The organism is Klebsiella sp. S69 (assembly GCF_016516145.1).
GTDB classification, from domain to species: domain Bacteria; phylum Pseudomonadota; class Gammaproteobacteria; order Enterobacterales; family Enterobacteriaceae; genus Klebsiella; species Klebsiella oxytoca.
Map to the genome: position 1 here is coordinate 1 of NZ_JACVUU010000098.1, position 312 is coordinate 312.

1 protein-coding gene is annotated in these 312 nt (G+C 61.9%); it reads right to left on the reverse strand.

Annotated elements, in window-relative coordinates; translation table 11 throughout:
• Positions 1-312 (reverse strand): transposase (locus IAE27_RS29405; RefSeq protein ID WP_200093441.1); only part of this gene is annotated, 312 nt, incomplete at both ends.

Genomic DNA, 312 nt, shown 5'->3' on the forward strand with positions numbered 1-312 from the left:
CGTCGCCTGCTCACCGGTGTTGTGGTCGTGGTAGCGGAAGCTCAGCGTGGCTCCGCCCGCATAGTGCGCCAGCCGGGAGCCCGCTATCGGCGGCTTTTTCAGGTAGCGGCCCAGGTATTTTACGGTGTTTTTGCCCCCGGCCGTCTTTTTTGACATGTACACATGCCAGTGATCGCCGCCCGCGGTCAGTATCAGGCTGTGCCACTGTGATTCGGTGGTGATATGTGACAGGGAAGGCGGCAGGGCCACGCCTTCATGCCAGACGCTCAGGAGTAACTGGCGGATATTCCACATCCAGCGGGCGCGCATGGC